This window comes from Paenibacillus taichungensis (assembly GCF_003287275.1).
Lineage (GTDB): Bacteria > Bacillota > Bacilli > Paenibacillales > Paenibacillaceae > Paenibacillus > Paenibacillus taichungensis_A.
On record NZ_QEVW01000017.1, the window covers coordinates 144,356 to 168,035 of the forward strand.

The following is a 23,680-nucleotide window of genomic DNA, read 5'->3' on the forward strand; positions in this document are numbered from 1 at the left end:
GGTGTTTATTGGTTAAAGGATTATCTTATGATTTGCCTTCTTCCTTGTTGATCCGAAAAGATTCAATGTAATTGTGAATATCATGCTCTGGCGTCAGGAGTAACCCCGCAAGAAGTGTCTGCATCTGCTGCAGGTTATCGATATGCAGCTGAATCTCTTCAATTCGGTCACGTACAAGTGTTTTTAGTGCATCACTCTCCATGTCCTCTTGACTGAGCAGTTGCAACGTATCCTGTATTTCCTTTAAGGAATAACCCAGTGATTGAGCATCCTTAATGAATTTGACTTTAACCAGATAATCCTCGGTATACACACGGTATCCGTTAGACGAACGACGGGGAGCAGGCAGAATTCCACTGTCCTCGTAATACCTGAGCGTTGCCATGCTCACACCCGTACGTTTGGCTAACTCTCCTCTTGTCATGGTTTTCATGATACTCCTCCATCCATCTCCGCGTTAATCCTCCTGATTGCTCCGCAGCTTGGTGTACTTGGTATCATAAGTGGCCTCGGGGAAACGTGCTGACGTCCCTTCCAACAAAGGCTGCTGCTCTTCTCCCTTCAAGTAACGGTCAAAGAAGGCCAACGTATATGATCTTGTGATGTCCACATTATGCTCTGGTGTTATGCCTTTGGCAAACATGATAGGTGAAATTAACGGAATATCCGTGAAACTCTGATGGAAGAAATGATCCACGGTCAAGTAATACGTGTCATTGAGACTGCTTGTCATCACCCGATCCAAATCCGTTTCAAACTCGGGATAAAACACTTTATCCTTGGCAGTGGTGTTCGGGTCCAAACTTTTGGCTGTTTCCCCTGACATAATATACATAAACGGCTGTTGCAAGGCTGTCGTGGATACGGTTCCCCAGAATCCACCTTCCAAACTGAGTCCTGCTTTGAAACGGCTATCCTGCGCCAGTGCTTCCGCTGTTGTCGCACCACCATAGGAGTGGCCAAAGATACCGATATGATCCAGATCAAGCTTGCCTTCGAGCAGTTGATTCGGATCATGTTTATTCCATTGGGTGAGCGTATCCAGTACAAAGCTTGCGTCGGCTGCACGAATACCAACACCTTCTATATTATGTTGATACACTTCCTCTGACGTTAGATCGTCAGGATCCGGTTCATAAGAAGCAACATGTCCATCCGGGAATGTCACTTGAGCAGAGGTATATGGATGATCAATTCCAACAACAATGTAGCCGTGGCTTACCAGCTCCTCAATCGCGGTCATACTTTGAAAGCGTGCAGAACGTATTCCAGGTGAAAACAGCAATACTGGATACTTGCTCTGTGCGGCAGACACCTCAGCGCCTTTAACCACATGCGTGGGAATCGTATCAAGATAACTGAACACCACCGGTGGAATTCCAAATACGAGACTGATCGCCTCTCCCAATTCGGCAGGATAATGCTCTAGCGGTAATCCTTTAGCTGTTTCCTGATCTACAGGATACCAGACATTAATCATAAGTTCTCGCTTATCACCAGCTTCAGCCGTCTTGGTCTCTTCCCGAGATTCATCCGTTAACTGCTGTGAAAAGGTGCCTATGGCGAATGAACCTGTCGGTTCGGGCATCGTGAATGCAGGAAAAAGCGACGTCAGCACAATTGAACCTGCACTGAGAGCCAGCACTAGAAAGGATGCCAAGATGGTTTTGAACCACGAACGACGTTTCGATTTTTGTGTGTTCTGCCTACGGCGTCCCGACTTCCGTAGTTGAATCGCCAATACAATCAGTAAAACAAGGGCTACGATATAGGTGGGCAGCAGCTGCACACGAAAATGATCGACTACCCCATGCAATAGAATAACCAGTGCCAGTGCCGACAACATACCCACTTTCACTGCCTGACGTTTGGGAGCCATCAGTATGACTACTGCGCTAATAACCGTCACCATGACCAAAATCCATTCCAAAATCCTCATCGATCTTACCTCCAACTTGTTGTAATACATCAAGGATAAACCTTGAAGTATACTTCAAGGTCAAGGTATAAAAATGAGAAATTTATAACTACGAATTACACATGCAAAAACCCGATAAACGACGCAGCCGGAAGTGGCTTGTACGTAAACATTATCGGGCTGTATTTATCGATTTATTCTTCTACAGTTACCTTCGTTCGGGGCATGGTGTGCATTGCACCAGCAGTGACATGGACCTGAACGATATAGACTCCGGATTGCTCAAACGCGTAGCTTGCTTCGTATAATCCTTCACCTGTTGATTTCGCGGTGATGGCTCCCTTGGCTTCAAGCTCTTCTGCACTCATCATGCCTTGTTCCAGAGATGGTGCCTCGGGTTCATCCTGTTCATTCCAGATCTGAAACTGCACATGGTCCGCATCATTCACAGGCTTCCCCCCTTGTGTTAGCTGGATTTGCAAGGAAACATTTTCCTTAATGGACACCTTGTCCGGTACCATGAGCTTCACCTTGATCATCTCCGGCATCACACCTGACTGGGACTGCTTCTGTTCCGAACAACCCACAGTCAGGAGGATCAGAATGATGAAGGGCATGAACCAACGGACTTGTCCGCTCATCAATCATCTGTCCTTTCTTATGAAGAAGATTTTGGTGTTTTTCCAATTCCCCACAGCATAACAATAATGATGATAAATGCGATCAGTGCAAGTAACGGAATTGTGATAAAACCAAACCAGTTCAAGTAATCGGTATAACACGGAATTTGGCCGCATGCCACTGAACTACCCGTAGCTGAGTAAATGCGCTGAATCGTTACATGGTATAACGAGATCCCGCCTCCAATGAAACTCAGCGGAAGAACATACTTGGTAATTCCCACGTCATCCTTGAAGTAGGCAATGCCCAGTAAAATCGTTAACGGATACATGAAGATCCGCTGGAACCAGCACAGATCACAGGGGATGTATCCCTTAATCTCACTGAAATAAAGGCTGCCACCAGTCGCAATGACTGATACGGCCCAGGCAATAAACAGACGGGTATCAATATGTTTTGCCCGTCGCTCTGGCTTTGAAGCTGTGTCCATCCGCTTGAACCCCCTCTTCTTGTTTGATCATACCGAATAATAATACAACATACATGACTCCAACGGGCTAGTGATTACGATTATGTACAGTCCGCCACCGTACCGTGATCAATAACACGTTGCGGCGAGGTTGCTGACTCCATTGATTATACCAAATATTTGAATATTTTGATGTGGCCTTTTTGCGTCCATGTGATACCAATTGGATGGCTGAGTCCCAAAATAAGATGTAGGTAAAAAACTGAAATGACAATAAAAAAAGCTGCCGTATGGGGCAGCTTTTTTTCGTTCTTCTTTTATAAATAGTAATTACATAGATTTAGTCAGTGTGATCGAGCCATCTTTTTGTGCCCATTTTACATCCCAGCCAAGAAGTTCAGCGATGAAACGCAGTGGCACTTGTGTACGTCCGTCTTTGTTAACAAAGACCGTTGCACCCACATTTTTCTTCATACCGTTCACTTCCATAACGTTGTTGTTCACCCAGAATTTCAATGTATCATTACCAGCCATTACAGTTACTTGTTGTGCTTTTTTATCCCATTTCACGGTTGCACCAATCCCTTCGCTCAGGAAGCGCAGTGGAATGTAGCTTGTGTTTTTCCAGAGCATTGGCGTGGTGTCCATGTTGGTTGTTTTGTCATTGATTTTCAGCGTTTTGCTGTTCAGCTGCATCCATACAGTTGTTGTATCTGTTCCAGGCATTGTCGGTGTAGTGGGTTGCTCTTGAAATTTATCATTGAATTGCGTCACGATTGCATTACCAAGGGCTTGACCTACACCAAACATTACTTTGAAGCCTTCACGGTTGGTGGTGTACGAACCCTCGTAGTTAGCTGCAGCATATTGATCCAGCACTTGTTGTACTTGCTTCTCATGTGTAGTCAATGCTTGTTGTCCGGCAGCTTTTGGCAGGTTGCCTGCTGTTGCGGAATCCAGGAATGTCGCGAACTCCGTTGTGAATCCATCAATACGTTTCTCGACAGCTGCACGAGCCGTTGCATCATTGTTTTTAACGGCTGTTACATAGTCGCTTTGTGCATTCACGTGGTTGGTTACCCAAATTTTCTCGAACGCGTTGGCACCGTCATTACCGTAAATGGAAGCGATCGCTGCTTTGAAATCTGCTGTGTTTCCAGCTTCAGCCGTAACCAGTGCATTGGATGCTGCTGTGCGGCCATCATATTGCTCTTGCATTTGCAGAGCCGACAGAGCGAAGTGCTCAGAAGCCAAGTGGTTCAGTGCAGATCTCAGATCAGCAGCTGGTGTGTCCGCTTTGCTGTTCTCGAATTTCTCAGGCATTTGTGTTGTGATTGCAGTGGAAAGTGCTTTACTCACGTCGAACATTTCTTTGAAACCTTCACGGTAAGCTTTGTATGCATCTGTGTAGTCACCAGCGACATATTCATCAAATACTTTTTGCACGAGATCTTCATGTACTTTCAAAGCATTTTTGGCTGCTGCTTTTGGCAATTTGCCTTCCGTTGCTGTGCTCAAGAATGTAGAGAATTCTTCTACAAAACCGTTGATATTATTCTGTGCCTGTTTGATTCCAGCCTGGTTACCCATTTTAGTTGCTTTCACAAGATCATCTGTATATTTGTTATGAGCGCGGAAGATCCGTTCGAATTCTTTGGCTCCTGCATCACCGTAAAGGGAAGCGATTGCCGGCTGCATATCCAATGCATTTTGGTCGAGTGCTTTGTAAGCTGCGTCTGCATCTTTTGCTCCGTCATATGCCTTCGCCATTGCGGTTACTGCGAGTGCAAAGTGTTCGGATAACAGGTGATCCAGGCTCGCTCTCAGGTCCGCAGCAGGTGTATTGACACTTGCCTTCATTGTAGTCATCGGTGTCTGTGGTGCTGCAGCAGCCCCGGCAATTCCTGGCATCAATAACGTCAAGCTCAGCATGGGTGCGATAAATTTCTTCATTTTCATTACGTGTTCACTCCTCGGTTAGTTTTGTTTATCCTTTGTTTCCTCGTCGTCGTCTTCATAGGGTGTAACGCAGGGTTCTTCAATCTGGATCACCTCTCTGGGCAAAAAAAATTGCTGCCTCCGCTTAGGAAAGCCGCAAATACGCGCCACAACAAGGTTTATCTCAAATTTAAAATTTTAAAATTATAGTGATCCACTCCATTCAGCACTGCATACATACTGTAAGTGAAGGACTTTATTTTCCTTTATTTATCATTAAAAACTTACATCCAAGGTAAACTTGAAGTACAATGAACAGAACGATTGATTTCAATGAAGGAGGTCATCGCATGACATTGCTGCCCTATATTTTAATTGTTGGTATTGCCCTATTCGGTGGAATTGCTACCATGATCATCGGGAATTCAAAAGCGAATCAGACCAGCAATCCCGAGTATGATCGCAGGACCAAGCAAAATCTGAGCAAACTTACTTATGTATACGTTGGTGCCATAGTTCTCGGCATAGGCGGTTTCGTCCTGTATTTAGTGAACTGAATGGCCCTTACTCTCAGTCAGCAAAGTACATGTCTGAACTTTTCGAGTAATTCAAGGTTTCGTTGTACATATGGGATGGTTCGGCGAACCATTCCCCTCTCTCTTATGATGGCCAAGCGTCCAGGAAACACCCATGTATGCATTAGTTCAGAAAGAACTTCCCTGTTAAAAGAATTACCTTCCTGCGTGTATCCCTGCTCAAAATCAGCTGCAATCTCTCCCACTTCTCTCTCCTTGCTTCTCCAATATCTATAATGTGAATGCTCTCCTCTGTGAATAACAACATCCAAATGCCAAGATCCTTACACATGTTTACAAGTTGGAGATAATTCAGAATTATTCTGGATATGTTCAGTGGGTAATATAAAGCCATAAGGACAGCAAGCCATTATAAATAACACAATTTAAAGGAGAGTTATACACATGAAGAAAAACTTGAAGAAATCTGCAGCAACGATGATGGTACTGGGCATGACTTTAACAGGAGCAACGGGCGTATTCGCAGGAACACAACTGGAGAAAATCTCGGCATACCTCAACCATGGAATCAGCTTCAATGTTGACGGTGCGGCGTACTCACCGACTGATGGAAACGGCAAGAAATTGGCTCCAATCACTTACAACAATTCAACTTATCTGCCTGTACGTGCCATTGCTGATGCGCTGCATGTACCTGTATCGTATGACGGTAAAAAAGGACAGGTGATCATCGGAGAAGCACCAAGCAATCCTTCCACATTGAGCAACGTAACCTATAGTGCAGCTCAAAAAGAAGCTATTCAAAAGGCGTTTGCACAGTTCGATGGCTTCGAGACAGCATACGCTCCTCAACAGATGGTTGCAGGTGATACTTTTAAAAGTGTAGGCGCTGGCGGCGATGGAGTAAGCTTTACTTTTAACCATATGAAAGTGGATGTGTCTCCAAGAGATTATTCAGACGGTTACAATAGCAAAGACGTAAAACTGTCCAATGGTGTCACAGCCAAGTGGTACACACCGGATCAAACGGGTATGCTCACGTTCAAACTGGATGATCGTTATGTCACAATAAGCTCACCTGACCATAAGCTGTCTCAGGCTCAGTTGCAGCAAGTGGCTGTATCTGTGCAAAAGGTTCAAGGCAATGATCAGGGTGTTACAGGCTTTGCTGATGTGAAATATACCCAAGAGCAGTCAGCTGCCATCCGCAAAGCCTTTGCCAAATTCCAAGGATTCGAGACTGCTTACGCACCACAACACATGATTGCTGGGGATTCATTCAAAAGTGTGGCTGCTGGCGGTGATGGTGTAAACTTTGTTTTCAATCACATGAATGTCAGTGTGTCACCTAAAGACTATTCCTTCAGCTATGATGGCAAAAATGTTAAACTGCCAAACGGCGTTACCGCCAAGTGGTACACACCGGATCAAACCGACATGCTAACATTCAAACTGGATGATCGCTATGTAACCCTTAGCTCGGCAAATAATGCCTTGACTCACACACAGCTGGAGCAAATGGCTGTATCTGTGCAAAAAGTGAAATAAAATAAAACGATATATAAAACACACATCATTCTGCTCTTCCTATGAAAGCAGATTTGATGTGTGTTTTGTCTTAATTTCACTAACGACTATAGGTATCCTCAGCTGATCGAGGATGGTTCGTTTAAAATTTCTGTTGCCACTTGTCTGCAATATGATCACACCGACAAACCCGCTAAACGAATCACTCTCCGATAGTTCATATAATCGATCATATCCTCCCATTCCAACTCCCCTGCATTACCGTCACGATAGTATACGGCCGCAGCGGGTAGGAAACCGACCAACGGACCCATGCCACCACAGATCATCGCGCCACCGTCGCCACCTTTGGGCATCATGTTCCCAGACGCATCAAGCGTAAGCTCATAGTTATAGGGATCTCCAGCAAACTGGACACCAAAAAAGTTGGGCAGCTCCAAATCATACGGACGGTCATTCTCTACTAATAGGGAAGGGTTCTGCTCTACCGATTCGTCCACAATTCCCTCCACCTCTTCGAGGCTTCCAAAATGCTTCAATTTCATCGTGTAGTCGAAGCTGTCTCCCCATGGAAATAACGTACGGCTCCCCCCTCCGTACAGATACTCCCACTCCTCTTCAGTAAGCAAACCAAAACCCGCTTTTGCTTCTTCCTCGATTAAATATTCCAACGTCAAATCTTCATTGAACCAAAATATCTGTATTGCCTCACCTTGACGAACCAAACGAAACTCTTGATGCAGTTCATACTGATTCAGATCGGACAGCTTAAACTTCTCCAACTCTTCTGTAAAATAGGAACTCTCTTGCGCCATCGCTTCAGCTTCCGTCACTTCAAACCAACCAAGTGGATGGTTCCTGCACTCCACCAGCATGGGAGCAATGTGTACTTCCCTGACCGGAGACATCTGGCTACTCAAAAAAGAATCCACATCCTCCACGCCATACTCACTGACGGTCTCCAGCAAATCCGCGGAAGTCTCCTCGTTCATCCCAACCTGCCAGCGATCCCAGCCAAGTGTCACCCGATCACCAGGCACAAACACAAATGTCTGCTCCTCATACGAAAATACACCTGTCTCGATTCGCTGACCGAATCGTTCAAATGTCTCCAGCCCTTCATACTTCATACCTGTGGGAAAATTTCTGAGCAAATCACGCAGCCGCTCCTCCTTTTTCTGAGCGGACAGTCCTTCCCATACATCCCGATTCAATGGCCCCATATCTCCCCACCTTTACTTGTATCCTCATACATCACATCAGCCTTGAAAAGCCCCTCACGGGCATATCCTTACTTCCCTGCGGCCTTTAACAGTTCTAACAGTAACTCTTTCCGTTTACCATCAGCCTTGCGTGCCAGCGTTGCAAGTTTCTCTATCTTGCCCCAGATCGGATACAGCGCTCGCTCCACTTCATAGGTTTCCATTCCTTGCAGCGATTGGACCAGAAGTTCAAGCTTCTCCTCATCCTCCAGCTCTGGCTGGATCTTCAGCTTCAGGGAATCCGTAGAACAACGTAGGCAAGCAACTAAAGCAGGTACCGTGCTTTCCGTTACACCATGTGTCTCAGCAAAGGCAACGGTGAATTTATCCTGTACCAACTGGTGCTCATCGTCCACTTCCCCCATGTAATATTCAACCAACGGGAAATACCGCTTATCTGCCAATCCCAGTCCGAATGTTGCATAGCTGCCTGGCATACAGTTCTTTTCACCCTCTGTATCCGCATAAAATTCGAACTCTTCGATCGCTGCACGTGCATATTCTTCAAGCAGCGGACGCAGCTCTGGGTACTCCTGCGCGTTTGCGAAAAATCGATGGGTATCCGACTTCGCAAGCCCTTTAACAGGCAGATACTGCTTCACGCTGGATTTGAGCTTGATCTTGTAACTTTTGGGGAAGCCCTGCTTCAGCAAACGGGTGATAAAAGCAATGGCCTGTTCGTAGGCAGCTGCTTCTTCCTTGCGAATGATGATGGTAATGATCGAGAACACATCGTTCGCGGTGCATTCTACCTGCTCATTTTTCACATGAATATCTTCCTTGGCATAGGTTCCACTACCTTCCGTCATCATACGCGCTGCACGGTTACTGCCAAGCTGTTTCGCCAGCTCCAGGAAGGTAAGTCCTTTCGGTTTACTGTAACTAGGCTCATAACGAAGAATCATCACGGCTGCATACAACAGGAGATCAATAGGCTGTGCCACATGCTGCCCATGCTCACTCTGAGGCTGGTCTTCCTCCAAAGAGGCACCTGGCTTAAGTGAATATACATTGGCACTGTATGCAGAAGGCTGTACATCAAAGTACCGTGGCAAAAAATGATTCTCCGCCCAAGACGTTATCGCACGAATAATATCACCACGATGCTCCGCCAGAGCTTCCTGACGTCCTTTATTTAACTCCTGTATGCGATCATATTGCGATATAGTCCACGCTACATCCAGTTCAGGGAACAATTTTGGATCAAGCAGGTGACGCGTCAAAAAAAAGGATTCCAACGGCTTTGTTGGATATGAACCTTTCAGTAGCTTCTGGTCTACGTATGTATGAATGCGCTCAAGCAACTGCTGCCTTTTCCCTTCGTTGATATACTCGAGCATGGTCACTTGCAGCTTTCCTTCTGTCGTTGGGAATTTCCCGCGAAAGGTAAACCGATAGTCGATCAACGGTGTATCCGCCAGCTTGTCCAAGTTCTCTTGAACCACTTCTACAAGCTTGGGCTGGATCTCATTCCGCACCTGTTCCTCCGTAAAGGGACCAGGATTCTTCGATTTCAATCCCTCATCCAATCCAAGATCCACACTATCTACCGTGGTCCGTCCAGGTCTGTAATCCAGCAAAATATCATTAAAGATCCCCGTTTGTAGTGTTGTTCTCTTCACAGCCTTTTCCAGGTCATCCCGCTTCAACTGTTCACTAAACCATTCTTCAATGACCTCAATCATCTCTTCCATTGCCTGATCATAGAGTGTACTCATGCTTCGACCGCCTTCCCATTTATCAGATCATTCCTCAAACCATCTATGCTAAAAATACGTATTGACGTTCGTATATTACCTATTATCTTACTCTCTCACGCATCTGTGAAACAATAAGTCTTACGCACGGTTGTATTCCTAGAAAATTAATGGATAAACCCTTCCGCACGTGTCTATGCATCCCCGCACACCAAACAAAAACACCGGATTCAGGCGGTTTCACGCCCAAATCCGGTGTATTCACGAAAGAGTTCTTCTTTCTTTTATTACTTTAGTATGATTCATCTCGTGAATCATTCATGGTATTAATTAACTGTTTTGAACCATTCATTGACTTCCGTTGTGATTTGGTCGCCGCCCATGGATTTCCATTTTGTCACGAACGCGTCAAATTCATCGATGCCGACCTGACCGTAAATGATTTTGCTGAACGTATCTTTCTCCAGCTTGTCGAGCGCATCTTTCTTCATCTTCATCGTATCCGTAGGTGCACCCGTAAATTTGTTCTTGATTGCATCATCCTTATGAGCTACCACGACTTGTGCCGCAGCGAATACTTCAGGTTTGTTGGCAATTTTCGTATTTTTTTCAAATGGTGTTTCAGGCTCCTTGCCTGTAGCAAGTTCTGCCAACGTATCCATCATCAGGTTTGGAATCCGTGCACCGTCATACGTAATTGTGTACTTGAGGGGGGATACCCCATCTTTCACTTCAGCCTCACCAAGCACTTTGCCATCTACAATATCAAAGTCATATCCTTGGGCAAAGCCATGTTCAAACTCCCCGCCCACTTCTGGATTAGCGAAGTTATCGAACAAATAATTTTGATACGTGAAGAAAATTTCTGGGTTTACCATATCCTTATTGATCAACACAACCCCGTTACTTGCACCCGAACCGTGGTGATGGCTTTCGCCAGTTGGTCCAGTTGGCAGGGCGATTGCTTTGTAGGTAGCGCCGTCCACATTTTTCTTCACATCATCGATTGGCCAGTTCGGCATCCAGTGTGGTCCGACAATGATTCCCGCTTTGCCTGCTGTAAACAGTTCGGCAGCCTTGATCTCGTCATATACGCCAGCTTCCTTCGGCAGATAACCTTTGGACAACCATTCTTTCATCGTTGCAAGTCCTTCTTTTACACCTGGTTGAACCGAGCCGTATTCCAGTGTTCCTTCTGCATTCAGATTCCACTGTCCTGGCATCGTGTTATACATTCCGAAGATCCAGCCAGATTCAGTCATCCAGGTATTGAGGGCATTTTTCATGCCAACCGTCAGACCGTACGTATCTTTCTTACCGTTGCCATCCGGGTCCTGATTCGTAAAGGCATCCATCACCGTCACGAGCTCATCGATCGTTTTAGGTTCTTCCAGTCCCAGCTTCTTCAGCCAGTCTTCACGGATAAACATGACCGGGTCGCCATTGTAGGCATAGTCGAAGATCGGAATACCATAGCGTTTGCCTTCATACATGTACGGGTACCACTCTTCCGGTGCGGATTCAGCAGCCCCTTTCCATGTGTCGGATGCATACTTGTCGAACAATTCACCTGCATCGGCGAATTTACCCGATTCAATCAACTCACGCACCAGATTGTAGTCACCACGGATGGAGACGATATCCGGCAGCTCTTCGTTAGCCGACAGGGAGAGACGAAGCTTCGTGTAAAAAGCATCATTGGTCACGGACACAGCCCAAGGTGTAGTCAGGTCGATGCCCAGACGCTCTTTGGCCCATTTGGTATGCACGTTGTTCTGTGCAGTCTCTCCGTTCTTGAACTTTGTATCATCATTCCAGGCTCGCAAATAGCTCATCTGAACCGCAGGTTCATACTTGCCGTCTTGCAGCGCAAGTGGCGCAGCCGCTTCCTTGGATGGTTCTTCCTTTGCCCCCGAACTGCATGCCGTTACGGCAACCATCGTCAGTGCAAGCAATGCAGTCATCATTTTTCTATACATGAAACCCCTCCTCAATCACTTTGAATGCCCTTACATGAAAAGGATAGTGCAGCCGGGGAAGCAAACATATATCACAATTTCAATGTTCATATTGATTTGTTAACCGTTCCGAAAATCCTGCGGGGTCAGGCCATAATGTTTGCGGAATACTTGAATGAAATAAGGCGTATTGTTATATCCCACTTCCTGACCGACTTCATATATTTTCATAGCCGTGTGTTTCAGCAAGTGAACAGCACGTTCCATTCGGGAACGGATAATGTAGTCACTGATGCCTTCACCCGTCGATTGTTTATACATTTTGGACAAGTATACCGGGTGCAGATGCACCTCCCCGGCAATAACCTGCAAGGACAGATCTTCACCCAGATGGTGGTCAATCCATTGCTGGACCTGTCTGATCATGTTCGATCCACTTTCCTGGCCCGTATCGGTTGTGCTTTGAGCCCATTGTTCCATCACGCTCCGGGTCCATGCTTCCAGACTCCGAAGTGACACGCCGTAGCCGTCCTTCAGCAATTGCTGATACTTCTCACCAAGGACATCGGACAACTGTCTGCCCTCCCGATGAGCCATGTAGGAGAACGCGGCTGCGAGATAGTGAAAAGCAACATAGACATGCTCCGGGAACACACTATCCGATAACTCGGCGAAAATTGAATCAATCTTGCGACTCGCGTCCTCCATCCGTCCTGCTTCCAGCAGTGCGGTCAGTCCGGGTGGCTCATACAGTGCTGAAAGTGATTTCAATGTTGCTCCATGGGAGCCGGCAGCCGCATTGAGGTGCAGGCCTTTGCCCGCTTCCGCCTGCTTGCGCAAGGCACTTACAGCCTGATGATACAATTGTGGAACCTGGTCTGGAAAACGGCCTATCCGGCTGACTGACAGTGAAATCGTCGCGTTTAAATACTGCTTCACACTGTGAAGCAGCCGTTCTCCAAGCCGCCCCATCAGCAGTTCAGGTTCAGACTGTGTCTGTTTTGGACTTGCCATGAAGACGAGATCATCATACGCATCGTCCGTATGGCAGAGATGATAGCTGCTGCCAAAGATCTCTTCCACCACGTTGGAGATGGCGTATTTCATCAGACGAAATGCCTTGTGCGTTGGCTGTGGGTCATCATAACGGATGAGCAGCAGCTGCATTTTATCCTGGGGACGGAAGCCAATCTCCAATTGCTCCAGTTTCTCTACAAGTTCGCTCTCTGCAAATTTATGTCCAAGCAGTACATCCTTCATTAATCCCGCCCGCTTCTCCGGTAAATGTTCCCTCACCGAATACATGGCGCGCTGGTGCATCAATTGTTTCTCTCCCTCCAGCCGAATCTGGACGGAAGCCTGCTGCACAGCTTCAATCAGCTCCTCATCCCGAACTGGCTTCAGCAGATAACTCACTGTTCCATGCCGGAGTGCCTGCTTCGCATAATCAAAGGATGCGTGTCCAGATAAAATGATACATTTGGTCCGTTCCCACTTTTGACGAATATGACTCACCAGATCCAGTCCGGACAAGCCAGGCATACGAATATCGGTGATGATAATATGGACCTGATGTGCCGTCATTTGCTGTAATGCCTCTTTCACCGAGTACGCCTTATATACGTGCCCAATCCCATGCTCTCTCCACGGTATGGAGGCTGCAATCGATTCCACCGCTGAATGTTCATCATCCACGACCATTAGATTCATCATTAGGATATTCCTCCTCAAACCATCGTATTTCCACACTGAGACCCCCGTAAGGGATCGCTCCAAAATGAAGCCCTGAAGAATGACCATATCGTGTAACGAGCCGTTGGTGTACATTCCAGGTACCCGTGCCTATTTCTTCACCCATCGGTTCATTGATTTCTCGTTCAAGACCGGCAATCTCTTCCGGCGTCAAAGTAACACCGTCATTATCGACAAACAAACTATACCGTGTGTATTCCCTTCCATCAATTTGTTCTTGTGCTGCCATGCCTGTAACCACGATGTGACCGCTTCCCTCCATCGGTTCAATGCCGTGAATGACTGCATTCTCCACGATAGGCTGGATCAGCAGCCTCGGAATGTGCTGCTGCATCAGTTCTTGCGGTACGGCGATCTCATACGACAAACGGTTGGTGCGCATCTGTTGGATGGACAAATAATTGTCCAACAACCGGATTTCCTCCTCCACGGTGGTCATATCGTTCTCATCACGTGTGATGTAGCGATAGTAATCTCCCAGGCTGAGCGACATGGCAATAACCGCTTCACGGTTGCCGAGCTGCGTCATATTTTTAATATAAAACAGACAATTGTACAGGAAATGAGGATTGATCTGTGATTGCAGATGCTTCAGCGTCGCTTCTCGTGAACGGATGCGTTCCTCGTATACTTTTTCGATCAGCTCCTGAATTTGCTCGGCCATGTGATTGAAGCTCTGCGTCAGGTACGCGAATTCATCACGGGAGTGATCGACCGGAATTCGTGTGGACAGCTGTCCTTTGCGAATCTGTTGCAATCCTCTCATCAGACGTTGTATCGGTACCTGTACCTTTCGATATAACAACAGTGCAGCGCCAATACTGAGCACGAGCAGCAGCAAAATGGAAGTAATGAACATGTTCCGGCTCTTGTCCATCGGCGTGAGCAAATCATCCAGCACAACCGGGTTAACATAAATTCCGTTCAGCTGTTTGGAGAGCACATAACTAACCAAGTACTTCTTGCCCCCCACCTCAAGTTGATGGTTGCCTTCACTATCCAGTTCAGTTAGCGGCATGTCCCGCATCACGGCTTCCACGAGCTCGGGGTCTGCACTGCGATTTAATAGTGGCTCGTTGCCCGGGACCAGAAGAAAGGGATCTCCTCCCTGTGCCTCCTTAAAATCATCCAGCATGGCAACAATGTTCATCGGGTCAAAATTAATTTCCATCACGGTCCGTACATCCGTGGCCACAGGTTTTTCATTCCACTCGTAGTTATCCGTAAAGAAATAAGTGAAGCTGCCTTCATTCAACTGCCATCGGCCTGGCTGTGGAAATTTCAACATCTTCTCATTAAAGACCGTCCGGTTCGACATGGTGGATAATACCAGCTCTGCCTGAGGCAACACAATGGTAATATCATTCTTCCAGCGGCTGGTGGACTGGTACAGCGACAATTTGTCGAGAATATCGAGATAGATGCTGTTTTTCTCATACTGACTGGTCGATTCCGTCATGTAACGATAGTGCAAAATGCTTGGATCACGTAGTAAAGTCAGCCCGTAAAGGGAGAGCTGTTCAATATTTTTATCCACCTGAGAGCTAAAATAGTTGAATTGATTCAAACTTGAATTTTGCTTCTCCTCGACAACCATGTCCACATTCGCCTGATTCGCGTAGGTATAGAGCAGCAAGATTGGTACAAGCAAGCAGACAAGCAGCATAACTGTTTTTGAGAATACTGTAAATTTCATTGCTTCACCCTGTCCCGGATTAAAGTAAAGATACACATCGAAGTCCTATTTTATATTGAAACCCCTTACATATCTATACTGAATTTCAAATGAGTCACTATTCGGTATACGTTTTCAACAAGTTAATAAATCAACATCCGCCTTGAAATGTTGTTCTATAGCCCACCCGTTTCCATTGCTATAATTCAGTTGCTCCACTATTTGCAGAGGCTGACTGGCCTCATTATGCAGAGGCTGGACGATATAAAGGAGGGACCTGATGGCTATGGAACAACCACTAACGACCAATACGCCGGTGCGGCAGGCAACACACAATCCACGCAAACGTACCCGCTGGAATTTCAAACGCAATTGGCCGCTGCATCTGATGCTGCTGCCTTCGGTACTGCTCACATTGCTGTTCGCCTATGTGCCTATGGGCGGCATTATTATTGCGTTTCAGGATTTCAAACCATGGCTGGGATTCACCGGCTCCAAATGGGTAGGATGGGATAACTTCCGATTCATGTTCGAATATCCGGACAGTGTTCAGGTCATCTGGAACACAGTACTGATTGCCGCCATGAAGATTGTGGCCGGACTCGTGGCCCCTGTTGTATTTGCTATTTTGCTGAATGAAGTACGGAATTCCACGTTCAAACGGTTCTCACAAACGCTGGTATACCTGCCCCACTTCTTGTCTTGGGTTGTACTGGGCGGCATCCTGCTGGACATGCTTTCCCCCGAAGGCGGACTGATTAACCAGATTCTGGCGGCCGTTGGCATTGAACCGATCTTCTTTCTGGGAGATGGCGACTGGTTCCGTGTAACCGTGGTCATCAGTGATGTATGGAAGGAATTCGGATTTGGTACCATTGTCTTTCTTGCAGCCCTTGCGGGCATTAACCCTGCTCTGTACGAAGCTTCTGAAGTTGACGGGGCAACACGACTTAAGCAGACCCTACACATTACGCTGCCTGCACTCGTGCCGATGATTATTGTGGTGGGAACGCTGTCACTGGGGAATATTCTTAATGCTGGATTTGACCAGATTTTCAACCTGTACAATCCACTTGTATATGATAAAGGCGATATTATTGACACGTTTGTTTACCGGATGGGTATTTTGAATGGCAAAATGAGTTTTGCGACTGCGGTTGGTTTGTTTAAATCCTTTGTCGCCATGTTCCTCGTTATTACTGCCTACCGGATGGCTTACAAAATCGCCAATTACCGCATTTTCTAAGGAGGAATTAAGGTGTATCACAAAACGACCGGATACCGTATATTTAACGGCTTCAACCTGTTCTTCATCGCGGCCGTCTCGCTGCTGTGTGTGCTGCCGCTTGTCCACATTCTGGCGGTTTCCTTCAGCGGTAAAGCGGCAGCTTCCGCCAATCTGGTAACGCTCTGGCCGATTGATTTTACAGTCGATGCCTATACCAAAACGTTTGGTAACAGTAACTTTCTCAGCGCGCTCTGGATCTCAGTGCAACGTACCGTGTTCGGTACGCTGCTTAGTATGGTGCTGGTCACCCTGACGGCATATCCTTTATCCAAGGAAAGTCTGAATTTCAAGGGACGTTCGCTGTACGCGTGGTTTTTCATCTTCACGATGCTGTTCAGCGGCGGACTGATCCCTTCCTATATCCTGATTCAAAAGCTGGGACTGATCAACACCATGTGGGCTCTGATTTTGCCGGGCGCTGTGGCGGTCTGGAACCTGATTCTCATGATGAACTTCTTCCGTAACGTGCCCAAAGAGCTCGAAGAAGCGTCGTTCATCGATGGTGCCAACCATATCACCACATTGTTCCGCATCTATCTGCCTGTATCCATGCCGGCCATTGCTACGATTTCCCTATTTACGATGGTGGGGCAGTGGAATTCCTGGTTCGACGGTTTGATCTACATGAATGACGCAGCCAAATATCCGCTCGCTACATTGATGCAAACGATTATCGTGCAGCAGGATTTCTCCAATATGAATGTCGATGCGACACAGCTTCAGAACATGTCGCAGCGTACCGTTAACGCAGCCCAGATCTTTATTGGGGCACTGCCAATCCTGCTCGTTTATCCATTCTTGCAGCGTTTCTTTGTAAAAGGAATTGTGCTTGGGGCTGTAAAAGAATAGAGTTCGTATACTGAATGCATTCGCATCATTTCATCCCGAGGTTTGTAACACGCTGTTATTTACTTCGGGATGTCTTTCCGCGAATGGCATTGTTATATTGATTAATGAGTTCATCCAGAACCATCGATTGACGAATGACCTCCGGATGCCACAGTTCTTTATGAGAATTTGCAATCTGGTAGAGCCTCTGTCGTGCCTTTTCGATACATTCCTGAATGGTTTCCGGATTATGCACCATACTCCCGCCCCCTGTTGTCCTTCAATATGCTTCATCCAAAAAAGACCATCTATTATAATATTCGGAACATAGGGAGCTGCACATTACCCCAAAATCGAATTTATGGTTATTTTTTCTTGTACAGGTTGAAATAAGGATGAGCAATGGACTCGGATGTGGCAAAATACGAAAAAATACCGGATAGGCTTATCAGCCTTATCCGGTATTTTGTTATACCTTAATTTATTGTTCGTAGAACGCTTCAAATCATTTTCTTATGAAATATGCTGATGTTGCGGCTAGTCCTCATAGTCTGCAAAAAAAACATCATTTAATATGGTTTTTGCTTTCTTCAAATTCCGGGAATCCAACTTGTTGAGCATAGACATGATTTCATCCATTTCCTCGGTCAATGACGAAGAGCTATTAGCCTTATAAGCTTTTGAATCCTTGTTTGTAGGCGCATCTCTTCGGGCGGATTCATAAGTCTCCTCCTCTGTCTCCGAATGAATCCATGATGTATGCAGCGTCTTTTGGAGGGTGTTTACGAGAAACTGTAACTCATCCTCGTTATACCGTTGCAAGAAATGATGAACCCCAAGATCAATCTGATGATGCAGGCCCTGATGCAAACGATAAATCTCTTTTCCGAGCGATGTGGTACGGAATAGAACTTCTTTTTTGTTATCCGGAAGTGACTCGGTTACGATGATTTTTTGAGACACGAGTCTTCTCGTAATCTTGGAGACAGTCCCTTTAGAGAATCCGAATTGTTTTGAAATGGTTATGCCGTTTACTGGTTCAAGTGTACCGATCGCATCCAGCACATGCAGCATTGTCACCGTCATTTCTTGGATTAGCTCTTCAACAGCCGGATTAGGACTATTTTGGATCAGCCACTGTTTTTCTTCGTCTTCTTCTGTTTGGAATCTGATCTGTATATCTTTCACTGCTTCCAGTACTTCTTGAATTAAGTGATCTTTATTTTGATTATCCGATGGGTTGATCATTCAATTTTCCTCCAACGATGGTTAGCTTTTTACCAGTATATCAGGGTATGTCCTACAATTAAAGTTTCCTGGAAACAATATTGACAATAAAGAGAAATTAACTTATTATTGTTTCACAGGAAATTAAAAAGTTTCAATAGAAACAATAAATAAAGCACGATATCTCATCCATTGCGATATGGGTGATCAGGAGGAGATTCAACTGACCCAACATTACGATATTGACGTACTCATCGCTGGAGCTGGACCGACTGGCTCCGCTCTTGCAGTCGACCTGCTTCGACGCGGCCTTCGTGTCCGACTCGTTGACAAAGCCCCTCACCCCTTTCAAGGTTCCCGTGCCAAGGGAATTCAACCAAGAACCCAAGAGATTTTGGAGGACTTCGGCGTGCTGGAAGAGGCTCAGTCAGAGGGAAGTTCTTACCCGCTTGCCGGTTTTCATATTGGACCGTTAACTTTGCCATGGCGCATGCAGCAGCAAAATAAACCAACACCGAGCGATCCGTATCCAAACATTCTCCTGTTGGCGCAGCACCGAACGGATGCCATCTTACACCGCCTATTGAAACAACTCGGCTTAATCATTGAATTTAACAACGGGTTGGAGCAATTCGAACAGGATACTGATGGAGTGACGGTGACTCTCTCTTCCGGGGAGAAGGTTCGCAGCAGATATCTCGTCGGAGCAGATGGAGGTTCGAGCATCGTTCGCAAAGGGGCAGATATCCGATTTATTGGAGAGACTACCGACTCTGACCGTACACTCATCATCGACGGCTCGATCGACAAACTGTCTCGCAATAGGTGGCATATGTGGCCACGTACACGTGGCACGTTTGTCGGAGCCTGCCCTCTGCCACACTCCGACCAGTTCCAAGTTATGATCAGGCTGGCACCGGAAGAAAAGCCTAACCTAGACAAAGGCGCACTCGCCGCTCAATTCCACAAACTCACAGGTTTGCGTCTCTACGACATTACCTGGAGTTCGCTGTTTCGTCCCAACGTTCGACTGGCTGAGCACTATCGGTCGGGTCGCGTCTTCATTGCAGGCGATGCTGCACATGTGCACACCCCGGCCGGTGCACAAGGTCTCAACACGGGTATACAGGACGCCTATAACCTCGGTTGGAAAATAGGGCAGGTCATTGCTGGGGCACCCGAGAGGTTGCTTGACAGCTATGAGACTGAGCGTCAACCGATTGCCGCTCGCGTCCTCAGCAAATCCAGCGAGCTATACGCCAAGCTAGACAAAAATCGCCTGGCTAGCCTCAAGCGTGGAGACGAGGAGCGACAGCTTAGACTTTCTTACCATGGTGGGCCGCTCGCGTCTAGCGAAGAAACGGCCACCAAAACACTTCATGTTGGTGACCGGGCGCCAGATGCTCCCTGCAATGGACCCGGTGGGGAACCACGTCTGTTCGACATCTATCAGGGGCCTCACTTCACTTTGCTTGCCTTTGGACCTAACGCTGCCAAGTTACTCCCTAAGTTAAACTGGCCAACCAGCGGTGCCGAATTACACTGCTACGTCGTTGGTACCACACACGAATCAGATCAGAAGATCCTCCATGACTCCAGCGGCAAGTTGACCCGTACCTACGGTATTACCAGCGAAACGCTGGTCTTGATTCGCCCAGATGGTTATATCGGGAGCATCATCACGGCCGATTGGCAGGAAAGCTTCAACAATATAGCCAGAATGTTGGCTCCGCCGCAATCCATCGGGGCCAACCCGAATTGAGGCTCATGCGAGATTATGAATGCTAGTTCAGCTATTGTATGTGGACCGTCATTACGGCATAGATGTGGCTAAGATAAACGCAAATAAGACCGGGAACGACTGCTCTCAGCGTCATTTCCGGTTTTGTCTGTACTTTTTCTATTTTGAAGTAATTGCACTATTCCATTCATCTTAATCCAATATCCTCAAAACGATTGCCAATCGTCTCTGGGAATGCCTGCTTAATGGCATCGATGGCACGCTGTTCCGTTTCCCCTGCTTGCTCGATCAGACAGATCACCTTTTGCACATGCCCCGGTTCTTTCGCATCCCACGCTGTTGAATCCTTAACCTTCTCCATCATCTGAGCATATAGGTCTGCAAGTAACGCATACTCCTGTACCACTTGATTCATCTGATTGGACAAATGCTTAAGCTCTCCAACATAGGAGGCCATATCCTTTCTTGAATTAGCATAATAGCGCAGAACCATGGCAGCTTGATCGGTTTCATATGCATCAGATTGTAGGGCATCAGCAATGGCTGCATAAGCAGCGGGTCCACATGCGTAATCCTGAGGAGGCAGCATATAGTCATGGGTTTCCCATTTGTACACAGCCTGAATTAATGATTCTTTGCACACTTCCCATATGTCTACGGTTGTATGAGATTCAAGAACCTGATAGTACCAGTATGGTGTACTGTTTCGACCAAAAGAATCATAGGGCAGACGAATGACTTCATTTTCTTGACTCTCACAAATGAACAGCACCTGCTCCCCATCATCATATCCAGCACAAATAACAAACTGATCATGCCACAGAATAGCACCTACACCCCGGTCAATGGAAGCCTTGATATCCAGCAGGGCCTGCTTCTGATAGAGCGGAAAGGTTGGCACGAACGAAAATCCCCCTGACTGACTCGCTGTCACACCAATGAAATCAGCAGCTACAAAGTTCTCGGCCATCCAATTGTACGCCGAGATCGATTCTGTCGTTAGACGCCGATCTACCACCAGACGAAACACATTTGCAGTCATGCCCGCAATCATGTGACGCGGTAAATTCGTCCACTGCTTGTGTATTAGAATACGATACATCGCATCGAGGTACGAGCCTGCGCCGCTCCAGTATAGTTGTTCATCCGCCAAATTCTGAGTCTGTGCAAAACGAATCAACTCCGGCAGAGTTTTACTCCCCATCACCTTATCCTCCCTCCCCTACCTTGCCGAATGTGCTCCCCAACGTGGCACAGTGGTACGTTTACGATCTGGATACTTTAGGGATATCAAACGAAAATAATCAACAGCCTGCTCTTCCAATGCTTTCGCTTCCAATAAAATCTGTGCCAGCTTCTCTGTGGTGTCTGCCTGCATAATCCATCTGTTATGTTCCTGAATCATGCATCCCTTCATCTGAATAATCAGTGCTCCAAGCTGTTCATAACACGCATGGGCTTGGTCCAGCTCGGTCCATATCCCCCGCGCATCCTGCAAATACAACTGAATTTCAGTTCGGGACTGGCAATAGGATTGCAAAATATACACAGCACCCGATTCATCGTAATCTCCACTCCGAAGGGCCTCTACCCACACATCATACGCCATTCTGCCCGAAACGATATTCCGATCAGGCAGTAGACGATAAGGGATATCCCAATCCTCAATCGCCAATCTCAATGATTCCAACAGCATCTCTTGTTCAGGGATATGTACCTGATCACCAAAGACCTGACAGTACCAGAACCCGGTGAAGTTTAATCCGAAATTGTCATACAGCATAATCTGTGGTTCCTTGCTCCAGCCATCTTGCACATAAAAGATGCGATCACTGTCATCATACCCATGAATAACACCAAATTCCGGAATCCAGTAGATAACTCCTACGCCCCCATCCAGACTGCGCTTCACCCAATTTACCGCATCCCTCTGGTAATACCCGAATGTGGGATGACGTGTCCGCCCCCCATCCCAGATCGTGAATATCCCCAAGTTATCGATCCCAGGGCGATGAGATTCTCCCCATTGACCATAGGCTGTAACGGACATGGGCAGCAGTCTGCGATGCACTGAAAGTTTGAATGCCATACCCGTATATCCAGCGAGCACATACTTGGAACCCTGAAACAGACCCGCATGGGTCAATACAGCGTGTAGGCTATCCACATACGATTTGGACTCCCGCTTCATGATCAGGTTGTCTAACGCAACTTCAGTCAAAAAAAATCTCCTCTCTATGGTTGTTCCAATTCAGGTTTGCCTTGAGCTCATTGCAAGCCTGTCGATTATTCCTTCAGCACTTTGCTGGAGCTTTCGTCTAAGCCACGTTGGAGACAACAGTTCCTCCCACTCGGTAACGAACAAATGCTGTAAGAACGCCTCCGTATCATAAAATTCAATCCAGTGGACCTGATCTTGATTCTCCCGAATCCGATATCCTTGCCACAGCTCTGTGTGCTGCACTTCTCTCATTCTTATCTTAGCGACAAACGGTTTACGGACAGGCATCGACTCTTCCCATCCCCCCAGCAAACCGTCTGTCTGACACTGAAACGTATCGTTCGTCATCTGCACATGAATCATGCCCTCCAGCCGGATAGCCGTTTGCTGTAAAGGGTCGAATTCATAGCCAACGACATAATCGGCGTTGAACTGGGACACCATCTTCAATGGGCACCAGGTAAATTGCCTTTCTCCGGCATGATCTTTGTAATGGATATGTACTTTGCGGGATTCGGCAATCGCATGGGACAAAATCTCAAAGGACTGAAGCTGTTGCGGATCTGCTTTAAACACAGGAAGCTGACTGCTCCCCGTCTGCTGTTTCTCAAGCGTAAAACGCTCCAGCAAATGCGCCACACGCTTCACCGCATCCGACTGATCATAATTGTAATGCCTGTAACGATGTGCCAGATACTTAAGCACCTGCTGTTCTTCTTCCGTCATATATAAATGGGGCAGCCGGTAGGTCTGATCCTCGTAACAATACCCCCGATATTTTGCTATATACACCAGGGGGGCACGTAGAGAAATCGCCATATATTCAATATCACGCTGGGCTTGGCGCCGGGATATTTCAAATTCACGTGCCAGCCAGCTGCTGTTCGGAAAACGTCCACTCCGAATCTGCTCGTCAAACCAATGAATACGATGCATATTGCTCATTTCCCCGCCCCCTGGCTCGTTCCGTATTTAGTAATTGTATTATACCAAAAGACATGGCCCGTTCCGAAGAACAGGCC

General features: G+C 46.8%; 20 protein-coding genes. 5 read left to right on the forward strand and 15 right to left on the reverse strand.

Going from position 1 to position 23,680, the window contains the following annotated elements:
* Positions 1–25 precede the first annotated feature (25 nt).
* The 5 genes from DC345_RS24690 to DC345_RS24710 form a co-directional block, all read right to left on the reverse strand.
* Positions 26–433: a MerR family transcriptional regulator gene (locus DC345_RS24690; protein ID WP_113055445.1), complete on the reverse strand. Its 408-nt coding sequence runs from the start codon at positions 431–433 to the stop codon at positions 26–28.
* Positions 434–457: 24 nt separating this feature from the next.
* Complete coding sequence (locus tag DC345_RS24695) at positions 458–1,939, reverse strand: alpha/beta hydrolase family protein (RefSeq protein WP_113055446.1); 1,482 nt, start codon at positions 1,937–1,939, stop codon at positions 458–460.
* A 173-nt stretch (positions 1,940–2,112) separates the two neighbouring features.
* Positions 2,113–2,559 (reverse strand): FixH family protein, encoded by a 447-nt coding sequence (locus DC345_RS24700; protein ID WP_113055447.1) that lies wholly within the window; start codon positions 2,557–2,559, stop codon positions 2,113–2,115.
* Between the two features lie 17 nt (positions 2,560–2,576).
* A complete protein-coding gene (locus DC345_RS24705; protein WP_076291195.1) occupies positions 2,577–3,029 on the reverse strand; it encodes a disulfide oxidoreductase in 453 nt (150 codons plus the stop codon).
* 309 nt (positions 3,030–3,338) lie between these two features.
* Positions 3,339–4,967, reverse strand: coding sequence for a copper amine oxidase N-terminal domain-containing protein (locus tag DC345_RS24710; RefSeq protein ID WP_113055448.1), 1,629 nt, complete (start codon positions 4,965–4,967; stop codon positions 3,339–3,341).
* Between the two features lie 329 nt (positions 4,968–5,296).
* On the opposite strand from DC345_RS24710, the gene DC345_RS24715 reads away from it, so the two are divergent.
* Positions 5,297–5,503, forward strand: coding sequence for a hypothetical protein (locus DC345_RS24715; RefSeq protein WP_113055449.1), 207 nt, complete (start codon positions 5,297–5,299; stop codon positions 5,501–5,503).
* 423 nt (positions 5,504–5,926) lie between these two features.
* Entirely contained in the window at positions 5,927–7,030 is a 1,104-nt protein-coding gene (locus DC345_RS24725; RefSeq protein ID WP_113055451.1) for a stalk domain-containing protein, read from the forward strand.
* A 155-nt stretch (positions 7,031–7,185) separates the two neighbouring features.
* Here the strand turns inward: DC345_RS24725 and DC345_RS24730 are convergent, their stop codons facing one another.
* The 5 genes from DC345_RS24730 to DC345_RS24750 form a co-directional block, all read right to left on the reverse strand.
* Positions 7,186–8,232 (reverse strand): hypothetical protein, encoded by a 1,047-nt coding sequence (locus DC345_RS24730; protein WP_113055452.1) that lies wholly within the window; start codon positions 8,230–8,232, stop codon positions 7,186–7,188.
* A gap of 68 nt (positions 8,233–8,300) precedes the next feature.
* Positions 8,301–9,989 (reverse strand): DUF6138 family protein, encoded by a 1,689-nt coding sequence (locus DC345_RS24735; protein ID WP_113055453.1) that lies wholly within the window; start codon positions 9,987–9,989, stop codon positions 8,301–8,303.
* 305 nt (positions 9,990–10,294) lie between these two features.
* Positions 10,295–11,947, reverse strand: a complete 1,653-nt coding sequence (locus tag DC345_RS24740) for an extracellular solute-binding protein (RefSeq protein ID WP_113055454.1) — start codon at positions 11,945–11,947, stop codon at positions 10,295–10,297.
* A 99-nt stretch (positions 11,948–12,046) separates the two neighbouring features.
* The gene (locus DC345_RS24745) at positions 12,047–13,639 is read right to left on the reverse strand and encodes a response regulator transcription factor (protein ID WP_181586721.1); all 1,593 of its coding nucleotides are present in this window, start codon (positions 13,637–13,639) and stop codon (positions 12,047–12,049) included.
* The gene (locus DC345_RS24750) at positions 13,614–15,374 is read right to left on the reverse strand and encodes a sensor histidine kinase (RefSeq protein WP_146752158.1); all 1,761 of its coding nucleotides are present in this window, start codon (positions 15,372–15,374) and stop codon (positions 13,614–13,616) included. The genes DC345_RS24745 and DC345_RS24750 overlap by 26 nt, the downstream gene beginning before the upstream one ends.
* A gap of 265 nt (positions 15,375–15,639) precedes the next feature.
* Between DC345_RS24750 and DC345_RS24755 the strand changes: the two genes are divergently transcribed.
* Both DC345_RS24755 and DC345_RS24760 read left to right on the forward strand, forming a co-directional pair.
* Complete coding sequence (locus DC345_RS24755) at positions 15,640–16,599, forward strand: ABC transporter permease (RefSeq protein WP_397333744.1); 960 nt, start codon at positions 15,640–15,642, stop codon at positions 16,597–16,599.
* 12 nt (positions 16,600–16,611) lie between these two features.
* Positions 16,612–17,490: a carbohydrate ABC transporter permease gene (locus tag DC345_RS24760; RefSeq protein ID WP_053780174.1), complete on the forward strand. Its 879-nt coding sequence runs from the start codon at positions 16,612–16,614 to the stop codon at positions 17,488–17,490.
* Between the two features lie 55 nt (positions 17,491–17,545).
* On the opposite strand, the gene DC345_RS24765 is transcribed toward DC345_RS24760, so the two are convergent.
* Complete coding sequence (locus DC345_RS24765; RefSeq protein ID WP_113055458.1) at positions 17,546–17,728, reverse strand: aspartyl-phosphate phosphatase Spo0E family protein; 183 nt, start codon at positions 17,726–17,728, stop codon at positions 17,546–17,548.
* A 278-nt stretch (positions 17,729–18,006) separates the two neighbouring features.
* Positions 18,007–18,717 carry a MarR family transcriptional regulator gene (locus DC345_RS24770; RefSeq protein ID WP_113055459.1) on the reverse strand — a complete coding sequence of 237 codons (711 nt, stop codon included), beginning with the start codon at positions 18,715–18,717 and terminating at the stop codon, positions 18,007–18,009.
* Between the two features lie 178 nt (positions 18,718–18,895).
* On the opposite strand from DC345_RS24770, the gene DC345_RS24775 reads away from it, so the two are divergent.
* Complete coding sequence (locus DC345_RS24775; RefSeq protein ID WP_258530789.1) at positions 18,896–20,458, forward strand: FAD-dependent monooxygenase; 1,563 nt, start codon at positions 18,896–18,898, stop codon at positions 20,456–20,458.
* 166 nt (positions 20,459–20,624) lie between these two features.
* Here the strand turns inward: DC345_RS24775 and DC345_RS24780 are convergent, their stop codons facing one another.
* Genes DC345_RS24780 through DC345_RS24790 form a run of 3 tightly spaced genes read right to left on the reverse strand, consistent with a single transcriptional unit; the run spans position 20,625 to position 23,603 of the window.
* Complete coding sequence (locus DC345_RS24780; RefSeq protein WP_113055460.1) at positions 20,625–21,641, reverse strand: hypothetical protein; 1,017 nt, start codon at positions 21,639–21,641, stop codon at positions 20,625–20,627.
* Positions 21,642–21,659: 18 nt separating this feature from the next.
* Positions 21,660–22,658, reverse strand: a complete 999-nt coding sequence (locus DC345_RS24785; protein ID WP_258530790.1) for a cysteine peptidase family C39 domain-containing protein — start codon at positions 22,656–22,658, stop codon at positions 21,660–21,662.
* A gap of 30 nt (positions 22,659–22,688) precedes the next feature.
* Entirely contained in the window at positions 22,689–23,603 is a 915-nt protein-coding gene (locus DC345_RS24790) for a helix-turn-helix transcriptional regulator (RefSeq protein WP_113055461.1), read from the reverse strand.
* Positions 23,604–23,680: the final 77 nt, after the last annotated feature.

Excerpts from the sequence above, each read along its gene's own strand:
- DC345_RS24725 (WP_113055451.1), top strand. The coding sequence starts at position 5,927 with ATGAAGAAAAACTTGAAGAAATCTGCAGCAACGATGATGGTACTGGGC.
- DC345_RS24790 (WP_113055461.1), bottom strand. The coding sequence starts at position 23,603 with ATGAGCAATATGCATCGTATTCATTGGTTTGACGAGCAGATTCGGAGT.
- DC345_RS24690 (WP_113055445.1), bottom strand. The coding sequence starts at position 433 with ATGAAAACCATGACAAGAGGAGAGTTAGCCAAACGTACGGGTGTGAGC.
- DC345_RS24710 (WP_113055448.1), bottom strand. The coding sequence starts at position 4,967 with ATGAAAATGAAGAAATTTATCGCACCCATGCTGAGCTTGACGTTATTG.
- DC345_RS24705 (WP_076291195.1), bottom strand. The coding sequence starts at position 3,029 with ATGGACACAGCTTCAAAGCCAGAGCGACGGGCAAAACATATTGATACC.
- DC345_RS24745 (WP_181586721.1), bottom strand. The coding sequence starts at position 13,639 with ATGATGAATCTAATGGTCGTGGATGATGAACATTCAGCGGTGGAATCG.
- DC345_RS24775 (WP_258530789.1), top strand. The coding sequence starts at position 18,896 with ATGGGTGATCAGGAGGAGATTCAACTGACCCAACATTACGATATTGAC.
- DC345_RS24750 (WP_146752158.1), bottom strand. The coding sequence starts at position 15,374 with ATGAAATTTACAGTATTCTCAAAAACAGTTATGCTGCTTGTCTGCTTG.
- DC345_RS24730 (WP_113055452.1), bottom strand. The coding sequence starts at position 8,232 with ATGGGGCCATTGAATCGGGATGTATGGGAAGGACTGTCCGCTCAGAAA.
- DC345_RS24735 (WP_113055453.1), bottom strand. The coding sequence starts at position 9,989 with ATGAGTACACTCTATGATCAGGCAATGGAAGAGATGATTGAGGTCATT.
- DC345_RS24695 (WP_113055446.1), bottom strand. The coding sequence starts at position 1,939 with ATGAGGATTTTGGAATGGATTTTGGTCATGGTGACGGTTATTAGCGCA.
- DC345_RS24770 (WP_113055459.1), bottom strand. The coding sequence starts at position 18,717 with ATGATCAACCCATCGGATAATCAAAATAAAGATCACTTAATTCAAGAA.
- DC345_RS24765 (WP_113055458.1), bottom strand. The coding sequence starts at position 17,728 with ATGGTGCATAATCCGGAAACCATTCAGGAATGTATCGAAAAGGCACGA.
- DC345_RS24780 (WP_113055460.1), bottom strand. The coding sequence starts at position 21,641 with ATGGGGAGTAAAACTCTGCCGGAGTTGATTCGTTTTGCACAGACTCAG.
- DC345_RS24755 (WP_397333744.1), top strand. The coding sequence starts at position 15,640 with ATGGAACAACCACTAACGACCAATACGCCGGTGCGGCAGGCAACACAC.
- DC345_RS24740 (WP_113055454.1), bottom strand. The coding sequence starts at position 11,947 with ATGTATAGAAAAATGATGACTGCATTGCTTGCACTGACGATGGTTGCC.
- DC345_RS24700 (WP_113055447.1), bottom strand. The coding sequence starts at position 2,559 with ATGAGCGGACAAGTCCGTTGGTTCATGCCCTTCATCATTCTGATCCTC.
- DC345_RS24715 (WP_113055449.1), top strand. The coding sequence starts at position 5,297 with ATGACATTGCTGCCCTATATTTTAATTGTTGGTATTGCCCTATTCGGT.